A 9,069-nucleotide genomic window follows, 5' to 3' on the forward strand; every position below is an offset into this window, starting at 1 on the left:
AGACCAGATTATTGAAGCAATCCTTGCCCATAATAAAATATCCGAAGAAGAGGCAAAAAAACTGGCTCTAAAAGCTATGGAAAAGGCAAGAATTCCGGAAGTAGAGAGAAGATTTAACCAATATCCCCATGAGCTATCCGGTGGATTGAAGCAAAGGGTTGCAATTGCCATTGCCATTGCTAACAATCCGTCTGTGCTACTGGCTGATGAACCAACTACAGCACTTGATGTTACCGTTGCTGCCCAAATCCTTAAACTTTTCAAAGAGTTAAAAGAAAAACTTAATATGGGAATTTTGCTTATCACCCACGACCTTGGGGTAGTTGCGGAAGTTGCAGACAGGGTTCTTGTTGTTTATAAAGGTGAAATTGTTGAGGAAGGAGATGTCTTTTCAATATTTGATAACCCAAAACATGAATATACAAAAAAGCTCTTATCTTCCCGCCCTTCTATAGAAAAATCTATTTCTTCTTAAAAATTGCCTTTGCTACCTCTTTCACAAAATCAAGAAATGCAGAAAGATTTTCCTTAAGTAGTCTATATAGTTTATGGGGGTCAAATTCTGCTGTAGGGTCTGCGAAAATATCCCTATATTGAATTATTTCACCCATTTTAGCTGCGGTATTTTCAGATATTATTCCAAGCTGATGTAATTTATCAGTGCAATCTTTTCCTTTTCCGGCCTTTTCTCCTAATTTCCTGACAATATGTCTGCATATCCACAAGCTACTATCTATCAGAACAACGGCAAAATATCTCGCCCTATCAATAAAAAGAGGAGTATTAACAAATTCTTCTTCCGGAAAATTAAGAAAGTTTGATATTTTTCTTACTGCTGCTTTAACTGCTTTTGCCTGCTCTTCTACTTTTTTAAGATTTACCGGAATAGCCAGTTCAGGTTGTTTTGCCTTAAGCTCTTTTACTACTGCAGCTAATTCTTTGATAAAAAGATTTATCAGAGTGTCTGTTATCTCTTTAGCTATAACATATAACTCCTCAGGGGAAAAAGAAAATTTTTCTTCCATAATACTCTGGATATAGTTGTGATAATCTATTAAGACTCTGTTAATCTTTTCTGAAAATACCTGTTGATTGGCCAATTTTTCTACACAATGTCCTTTTGTTTTTTCCCCTGTTATTTCTTTAAGCAGATGGCAAGCTATTTCCTCAAGCTCGTTATAGCCGGAAATCAGATAATACTGAACCCTGTCAGGATACATAGGGGTAGAAATAAAAGCGTCTTTACCAGACTTCAGAATTTTATCAGCTTTTTTTAAGAATAAGAGTAGTTTACCGGCTTTTTGATTTAATAGTTGTATATCAAGCATTATTCTTCCTCTGACAACTCAAGTTCCAGTTCCTTTTTAACAGAATTTATCCCGAATATGTGTCTCTCTATATTGGTTCTTAGAGCCATTAAAAATTCCTCAAAAGATTTTATAAGCTTTGTTTCCCTCTGGAAAATGACAACAAGCATATTATCTATTTTCATTGAACTTTTAATCATTTTTTCCTGTAAAAGAGGAATAATTTTGTCTATGCTTTTTTTCAGGTCTTCTTCTATATTTTCCTTTACTTGTTTGATAAATTTTTTCATATAGTGCTTATTTATATAAGCTGCATCAATAAAGGCATATACACCGATAGCGAAACCTATAAGGACTATTAAAGCTTTAACCATCTCAGGCAAAGGTAAAAACATTCCTGCAAAAAATATCACCATACCGATGGTGACAAGAATAATAAATCTTTTACTTTCCATATTAGCTAGAATAATATCTATTCTACTTATATCTTGCTGGGCTTCGGTAAAATGCTTCTTTATATCCGGAGCTGTGTAATAAATTGAATATTTATCAATATTTGTCTCTTTCAAAGTTTTTTTAATCTCTGATATTATTTTTTCCCTAACTGCTCTGCTTTTTATTACAGTTGAAATATAATCCTCTATTTCCTTCAGATAATCATTCTTGTAATCTTCAAAAATTTCCTTCAATTTTTCCATTACATCACTGTGGAGATAGACATTAACTTCCCTTTCAATTGCTTTAACAAAATTTAAAAGTTCATCATACGAATCATATTTATAGATATACTTTAATTTTTCCTTAAATTTATCAAGGTCAGGTTTAATTTCCTTCTGAATACGGGAAGAATATTTTTTATCTAAATTACCTCTTACTTTTGCAATAAACTGTTCTATAGATAAACCTTCAAGACTTCCTGTAAGTTTACGAATTGTGTCATTGATCTTGTCTATAGTTTCATATAGGGCTTTATCTATACTTTTTATTACAGCTTCTATATTTTCAACTTCCTGTTTGAGTATCTCATCTGTTTCACCAGATATTGGTTTTTCCAGTAAGTTTATCTCTTCGGTTATTAGTTTGTTAAGCCTCTGATATTCTGTATTCCTGAAAAAATTTGCAAATTCAATACTTTCCGGAAGTTCATTATGGGTAAAAATATTTTTTGTGTATCTGTTTAAATCTTCCTTTATATTATTTAGCTCATTGATTAGCTGCCTCTTTATTTTGTAAATCCTGCTAAGTTTTAATTTTAGCTCTGCCTGTGAAGCCATTTTTATTCCTTCTTGGTTTTTTTGCAAATAATCATAAAAATTTCTAAAAAAACTCCTATTTATCTATATTAACAGCTGGCACGAATTTTGCAATATAAATTTTACGAAAATCCGTTAAAGGAGTTAAAAATGCAGTGCACCCAGCAAAGAACAATTAAAAATGAAATTACCATAAAAGGAATAGGACTTCACTCAGGAGAACCGGTTACTCTCAGACTGATACCTGCAGATAGTTATGAAGGGATTAAGTTTATAAAGAATGGTGTTTATATCCCTGCACATGTGGAAAATGCTTCCGGTTTTGATTTTTCTACAACACTGGAAAAAGAAGGTCAGGTTGTAAGGACTGTTGAACATCTTATGGCAGCTCTTTATTTTACAGGTATAGACAATATATATATTGAAGTTCAGGGAGAGGAAATTCCGATTTTAGACGGAAGTGCAATTGAATTTATAAAATATATAAAATCTGCTGGTATAAAAATCCTCCCTGAAGAAAAACTTTTTGCAGTTTTGAAAAAGGAAATAATAGTAGAAAATGGAGACAAATTTATAAAAGGCACTCCCTCTGAAGAATTCTCTGCTACCTATCATGCTCAATATAACAACAGTATAATTGGAAATAAAAAATATACCTTCTCACCATCAAAAGAGTTGTATGAAAATGTTGCCATGGCAAGGACTTACTGTTTCCTTGAGGAAGTAGAAATGCTTCAAAAAATGGGATTAGCAAAGGGTGGTTCCCTTGAAAATGCAGTTGTTTTTGATAAAGATGATGTTTTAAATCCTGAAGGTCTAAGATTTGAAGATGAACCTGTTAAGCATAAGGTTTTAGACCTGATTGGTGACCTTTATCTTCTTGGTTTTCCGTTAATAGCAAATGTTTACTCATTTAAAGGTGGACACAGATTAAATGCTCAGTTTGTCAAAAAACTGATTGATGAAAATGCATTTGAGATAAAGTATTTTTCAGAACTGGAGAAAAAAGCACCTAAGAAAGCTGTTGCTTAATCGCTTTTATAACTTCTTCCATCGTAAATTTTGAAGGGATTATATCAGGTGTAATCCCTTCTTCCTCTAATGCCTTTTGGGTTGTTGCCCCGATAACAGCTATTTTTGTATTTCTTAGCAAGGATTTATCAATAATTTTTATAAAATTTTTAAATGTGGAAGGGCTTGTGAAAACTACCACATCTATTTCTCCACTACTTAGCAAATTTTTAATCTCTCCCTGATTTTCAGGAATATTTTCCACTGTTTTATAAACCGGCACCGGATATATATCTGCTTTTCCTTTCATAAGTTCAAATAATGTATTAATACCTTCTAATGCACGGATGACTGCGATTTTTTTGTTTTGCAAATTGTTCATTTTTAATAAAAGCTGATAAACCCCTTCTGCTGAATAAATCTCAGGGATAAGAGGTCTAAGTCCTTTTTTCTCAAGAAGTTTTGCTGTCTTTTCTCCTGTTGCTATTACAATTTTATCCAATAGTTTTTCCGGGGAAATTTCTTCAAATAAGAATTTAACTGCATTCTGACTGGAGAATATAATAATATCTGCCTGTCCAACAGCCTTTTCCTCAAAATCAATTTTTTCAAATCTAATCGTGGGAAATAAAATAGGTTCAAAGCCTTCTTTTTTAAGAAGCTTTGCTGTCTTTTCTGCCTGTGATTTTTCCCTTGTAATTAAAACTTTCATCATATCCCCGCAGGTAAGAAAAATACAAAATCATCATCCCTCAATTCAAAATTATCTGGAGGATTAACTATACTCTCACCGTCCCTTTCTATAGCTATCGGTAAGTAATTATAATCTCTTGCAAATTTCAGAAGATCTCCAAACGTCTCAAATTTACCTACTTCCTTCAGTTGAACTTTTTTAATTCCCCTTTCTTTATCAACAAGGGTTTTCATAAGCTCTGTTGCTCCTGGGTTTAGAATACTTGAAAAGAGAATTTTCCCTATAATTTTTCCATGAACTATTGTTTCTTTAATCTGTATTCTTTTTTCAAATATGTCTGCATCTTCGTCCAATAGAACTTCCACATATATGTTTGCATTTGGATTAAGATTCTTTACCAGCATTGCCGCAAGAGCTGTCCGTGCATCTATATTCCTTTCTGATAATCCTTCCTCTCTTTCTGCCACTATGACCACATGCTCAGCTTTTTCAATTCCTACTTCAAGTAGATTTGTGTCATATATAAAATCCCCCCTTTTGTAAAAGATATCACGGGGTAGTTCAATACCGAATTCTTTTTTAGGAACATTCGTTACTATGACAACAGGGGTTTCTTTATCAATTCTCATTGATATAATCTGTTCTACTATTTCTTCTGCTGTTTCATTCCATCCACAAATAACTATATGGTGTTCAAGATTATTCATCTTTAGTTCTCCCTCTTTTAGTATTAATAGCCTGTTTACAAGGGCAGCAGATAAAGCACCTGTTAGCGTGGCAACAATAATCAGGCCGCCGCCTATCATAATAGAAGCCAATGTTCTACCTGTGGTGGTTATTGGATGAATATCCCCATATCCAACAGTAGAAATTGTGACAATTCCCCAGTAAAGTGCATGCCACATAGTTTGGAACATTTCTTTATTTCCATAATGATACTCAAAAATATATACAAGAATAGAAAATGTAACTACCCACAAAACAAGAAGCATAAAAATCATTCCAAATAGATAACTTTCTTCCTTGAGGGCTTCGTAAATACTTCTAAGTGCAGAGCCATATCTGACAATCTTTAAAAGTCTGAGAACTCTAAGAATTCTGATAGCTCTGAGGGGTCTTATAATTGGTAGAATAGCTATAAGGTCTATGATGGCATAGGGGGTTTTCATCCATTGCCATTTAGGTTTTAAAGCTTGTTTAAGACCGCATAGAATTCTATTTAGCTTTCCTCTACATTCTGGATTTGTATATCCTTCTAAAAAATCATCTGTAAAATCAGAAATTACCCACCATCTAAGGACATACTCAACTACGAAAAACCATAAAACAACCTCCTCATAATCGGTAAGAAATTCATTCAGGTCAGGGGGGATTTTTACCTCTAAATTAAGTAATTCAATAAGAACACCAATCGTTGAGGTTATTATTAGGAATAAAGCAAATATATCGTATAACTGGTTATAGGCACTATTTTCATTTTCTAAAACATTGTAAAGCCAGTTTTTTAATGCTTTTTTTCTTTTAATTGGGATTATATTTTTTTTCTTTTTTCGTAAAACTATATCCAATTTAAAACCTGCACTTGCTTAATATTTTTTTTATTTAACAAAACCATTAACAGTCTGTCAATTCCAAGGGAAGCACCGCTACAATCTGGCATTTTTTCGGCAGTTTTTATGAAAGCTGTATCTATTTTATGATTTTTGGCTTCTTTTTTTAGCCGTTTTTCAAGTTCTATTGGGTCTGTAAGCTCATAATATCCATTTACCAGCTCAAGTCCACCGATATAAGCCTCAAATCTTTTGCCTTTTCCGTTTATTATTTTTGCTAAAGCTGAAAATTCAGGGGGATAATCATAAATAAAAGTAGGTTTATCTTTGCCAAGATGTGGTTCAACATAAAAGGAATAAACTAAAAAGAAATTCGTTTCATAGTCTTCTTCTGATAGGTTGCCATGTTTTATAGGAGAATTTTTTAAAAACAGATATAGCTTTTCATTCTGGTCAGGGTATATACCGGTAAATCTGTAAAAGGCCTCATCAACAGTTAATTTTTCCCAGTTTTCCAAATTGTATTTTTTTCCTTTGTATTCAATTTCATAGCTATTGTAAAGAGCTTTTGCTGTTTCCATAAAAATCTTTTTTGTATCTTCCATAAGCATATCAAGGTCATAACCTACCCTATACCATTCAAGCATTAAAAATTCTATTGTGTGTTTTGAGGAACCTTCATAATTCCTGAAAACATGGGTTATCTGATGTATATCTTTTTTATAGGTAGAAAGAATTTTTTTCATATTGTATTCAGGGGAAGTATGAAGATAAGCAGTTATTTGCCTTCCTTCTGAATTTTCAACTCTCACCTCAACAGGATGTATATTAGGGTCAAGGTTAGGATAAATATTCAATATAGGTGTTTCCACTTCTGTGGAGCCTGTTTTGACAAAATAATCCCTTATAGCTTTTATAACTGCTGCCCTGCTTTCTATTATCTTAATCAAGCAAAGCCTCGTCTATAATTTTTTTCTTTTTCTTCTTCTTTTTCTTTTTAGGTATTATCAGATTAGCAAGCTGCGGAGCATACTGGGCAAACAGGATACCAATAAAAGCCATCACAAAAACATAAATACCAATAAATGGAATCATAACTGTTGGTGAGAATTTGGACATTACAACAGAGAACTCACCACGGTTGATTATAGAAAATCCTGTTTCAAGGGATTTTCTCTTTGATAATCCGTAAATCATACCTCCCAAAAATCCTGTAAGAAATTTACCTAAAATGGAAACTACTATCAGAATTACCAGAGCGATTATCATCTTTTGGGAAAAACTACCGCTAAACTGGATACCGGCACCAAACAGGAAGAAGAATATAGCAACAGCTAAATCTCTTATTGAATACATAACCCTTTCTATCTCGTGGGATTTGCCGCTTTCAGAAACAACCATTCCCATCAGGAAAGCACCGAGAGCTTCAGAAAGTCCAAGGAACTGGGTAAATCCTGCAAAGAAAATAAGTCCGCCGAGGGAAAACAGAGTAAAGATATCTTCATTTACGAAGTTATCTATAAACTGGGCAATTTTATCTTTGAAATAATAGGCAACTGCAATAGAAATTCCAAAAACAGCAGCAATTTTTACAAATATAAGTCCAAGAGAAATAATAGAAAAATCACTTCCAGATGACATTGCAGCAATAACAGCAAGCAATACCGGAGCAACAATATCCTCAAAAACCATTAAACCTAAGATTAATTCTGTTTCCGGGTTTGCTATACGGTGGTTATCAACAATTATTTTAGTGGTTATTGCGGAGGAAGAAGCATAAGCAACTCCACCGGCTAATATAGATGTAAACAAATCAAATCCAAGAAAAAACATAAGTCCAAATACAATAAAGAAGTTAAAGAATAAATCCAATAACCCTACAGACCAGATTCTTTTGGCTGTAGATACTGCTCGTTCTATGTTAAACTCCAGACCAAGATAGAAAAATAACAGAACAATTCCTATTTCACTGAATATCTCTATGGCATGTTCCGCATGGATAAATCTGCCTAAAATAATACCTGCCAGTATATAGAACAGAACCGGTGGAAATTTCGTAAACCTACCTAATAAACCGGCAACAAATAACGCCAGATTTAAAAAACCAAATAACATTAAAAAAGGAAGTTCCCCGTTATGCATTTATATGGAACTCCCTCATAAAGTTCTCTACCTGCTCCCTTGTTCCAACAATAACAATTGTATCTCCGGCTGAGATAACTTCTTCCGGTCTCGGATTTACAATTGTTTCATCTTTTTTTATTATTGCTATAACTGTAACTCCGGCTTTTCTTCTAATATCAGCTTCCTTTATACTTTTGCCTGCAAGGGGAGAGTTTTCCGGCACCTTAACCCATTCTATAGCCAGATTTTCTATCAGAACCTCTTTTTCCTTTTCCTGTTCAGGACGATAATAAGCCCCCATCAGTATAGAACCAAGCTGATTTGCTTCATCCTCATTAAGAACAACATCACAAGAAGGCTCATCAAAATCGTCTGGTTCAAATACAAATATTTCCCTTTTTCCTGTTATGTGCATTATAACAGTGAGCTTATCTCCTGCTTGTGTTACCACAGAAAACTTTTTTCCTATTCCCGGTAAATCTGTTTCTTTAAAATCCATTTTCCTCACCCCTAAAAATATTTTCCAGAATAAAATATGCAGAAGCTTCTTTATCTAAAGGTGGTATTTCTTTAATTAGCCCGTTTTTAAAAATTATCCATCCTGTATGGGTATCTTTACTAAATACATCAAGTTTATTTGCAATTATCACATTAAGGTTTTTTCTTTTTAGTTTGTCTTTTGCATTTTCAAGGATATTTTCGCTTTCTGCAGCAAAACCAATAAGTATTTGGTCTTTTCTCTTTTTCTCACCTATAGTTTTTAATATATCCGGATTTGGAATTAGTTTAACCACTGGATTTTCCTTTGATTTTTTTAGCTTTTGCTTGCTGTAACTTTCCGGACGAAAATCTGCAACAGCTGCGTTCATTATAATAATATCTGCCCAGTCTAAATTTTCCATAACTGCATCAAACATTTCTTGAGCAGATACCACATCTATTTTATCAACACCATAGGGTTTTCTTAAACAAGTCGGTGCAGATATAAGCTTTACCTGTGCTCCCATTGTATATGCTATTTTTGCCAGTTCATAACCCATTTTTCCTGAAGATGCATTGGATATATAGCGTATGGGATCAAAGTGTTCTCGGGTTCCACCAGCTGTAATAAGAACTTTTTTATCTTTTAG

The 9,069-nt window shown here is 33.4% G+C and carries 10 protein-coding genes; 2 read left to right on the forward strand and 8 right to left on the reverse strand.

From position 1 onward, the window contains the following. The coding region (locus MVE07_RS03595; RefSeq protein ID WP_297454110.1) for an ABC transporter ATP-binding protein at positions 1-475 on the forward strand (475 nt) is incomplete at its 5' end. On the opposite strand, the gene MVE07_RS03600 is transcribed toward MVE07_RS03595, so the two are convergent. Beyond that, positions 462-1,328, reverse strand: coding sequence for a HepT-like ribonuclease domain-containing protein (locus tag MVE07_RS03600; RefSeq protein WP_297454113.1), 867 nt, complete (start codon positions 1,326-1,328; stop codon positions 462-464). The two genes, MVE07_RS03595 and MVE07_RS03600, sit on opposite strands and share 14 nt — an antisense overlap. Then, positions 1,328-2,581 carry a hypothetical protein gene (locus tag MVE07_RS03605; protein WP_297454115.1) on the reverse strand — a complete coding sequence of 418 codons (1,254 nt, stop codon included), beginning with the start codon at positions 2,579-2,581 and terminating at the stop codon, positions 1,328-1,330. Before MVE07_RS03605 ends, MVE07_RS03600 begins: the two co-directional genes overlap by 1 nt. 129 nt (positions 2,582-2,710) lie before the next feature. On the opposite strand from MVE07_RS03605, the gene lpxC reads away from it, so the two are divergent. Continuing rightward, a complete protein-coding gene (gene lpxC / locus MVE07_RS03610) occupies positions 2,711-3,592 on the forward strand; it encodes a UDP-3-O-acyl-N-acetylglucosamine deacetylase (protein ID WP_297454117.1) in 882 nt (293 codons plus the stop codon). Here the strand turns inward: lpxC and MVE07_RS03615 are convergent. The 6 genes from MVE07_RS03615 to coaBC all read right to left on the reverse strand — a co-directional run. Further along, positions 3,573-4,283 carry a uroporphyrinogen-III synthase gene (locus MVE07_RS03615; protein ID WP_297454120.1) on the reverse strand — a complete coding sequence of 237 codons (711 nt, stop codon included), beginning with the start codon at positions 4,281-4,283 and terminating at the stop codon, positions 3,573-3,575. The two genes, lpxC and MVE07_RS03615, sit on opposite strands and share 20 nt — an antisense overlap. Beyond that, complete coding sequence (locus tag MVE07_RS03620; protein WP_297454124.1) at positions 4,283-5,833, reverse strand: ion transporter; 1,551 nt, start codon at positions 5,831-5,833, stop codon at positions 4,283-4,285. The genes MVE07_RS03615 and MVE07_RS03620 overlap by 1 nt, the downstream gene beginning before the upstream one ends. Next, the gene (gene epmA, locus MVE07_RS03625; protein ID WP_297454127.1) at positions 5,824-6,765 is read right to left on the reverse strand and encodes an elongation factor P--(R)-beta-lysine ligase; all 942 of its coding nucleotides are present in this window, start codon (positions 6,763-6,765) and stop codon (positions 5,824-5,826) included. Before epmA ends, MVE07_RS03620 begins: the two co-directional genes overlap by 10 nt. Further along, positions 6,758-7,957 carry a cation:proton antiporter gene (locus MVE07_RS03630; RefSeq protein ID WP_297454130.1) on the reverse strand — a complete coding sequence of 400 codons (1,200 nt, stop codon included), beginning with the start codon at positions 7,955-7,957 and terminating at the stop codon, positions 6,758-6,760. The genes epmA and MVE07_RS03630 overlap by 8 nt, the downstream gene beginning before the upstream one ends. Continuing rightward, positions 7,950-8,438, reverse strand: a complete 489-nt coding sequence (locus tag MVE07_RS03635; RefSeq protein WP_297454132.1) for a cation:proton antiporter regulatory subunit — start codon at positions 8,436-8,438, stop codon at positions 7,950-7,952. Before MVE07_RS03635 ends, MVE07_RS03630 begins: the two co-directional genes overlap by 8 nt. Continuing rightward, positions 8,428-9,069 (reverse strand): bifunctional phosphopantothenoylcysteine decarboxylase/phosphopantothenate--cysteine ligase CoaBC (coaBC, locus tag MVE07_RS03640; protein ID WP_297454135.1); only part of this gene is annotated, 642 nt, incomplete at its 5' end. The genes MVE07_RS03635 and coaBC, both read right to left, overlap by 11 nt.

Origin of the sequence: Persephonella sp., from assembly GCF_027023985.1 — a bacterium.
Classification (GTDB): domain Bacteria; phylum Aquificota; class Aquificia; order Aquificales; family Hydrogenothermaceae; genus Persephonella_A.

What these genes read in the sequence shown, in the direction of transcription:
- MVE07_RS03600 (WP_297454113.1), bottom strand. Translation starts at nt 1,328, where the DNA reads ATGCTTGATATACAACTATTAAATCAAAAAGCCGGTAAACTACTCTTA.
- MVE07_RS03605 (WP_297454115.1), bottom strand. Translation starts at nt 2,581, where the DNA reads ATGGCTTCACAGGCAGAGCTAAAATTAAAACTTAGCAGGATTTACAAA.
- lpxC (WP_297454117.1), top strand. Translation starts at nt 2,711, where the DNA reads ATGCAGTGCACCCAGCAAAGAACAATTAAAAATGAAATTACCATAAAA.
- MVE07_RS03615 (WP_297454120.1), bottom strand. Translation starts at nt 4,283, where the DNA reads ATGAAAGTTTTAATTACAAGGGAAAAATCACAGGCAGAAAAGACAGCA.
- MVE07_RS03630 (WP_297454130.1), bottom strand. Translation starts at nt 7,957, where the DNA reads ATGCATAACGGGGAACTTCCTTTTTTAATGTTATTTGGTTTTTTAAAT.
- MVE07_RS03635 (WP_297454132.1), bottom strand. Translation starts at nt 8,438, where the DNA reads ATGGATTTTAAAGAAACAGATTTACCGGGAATAGGAAAAAAGTTTTCT.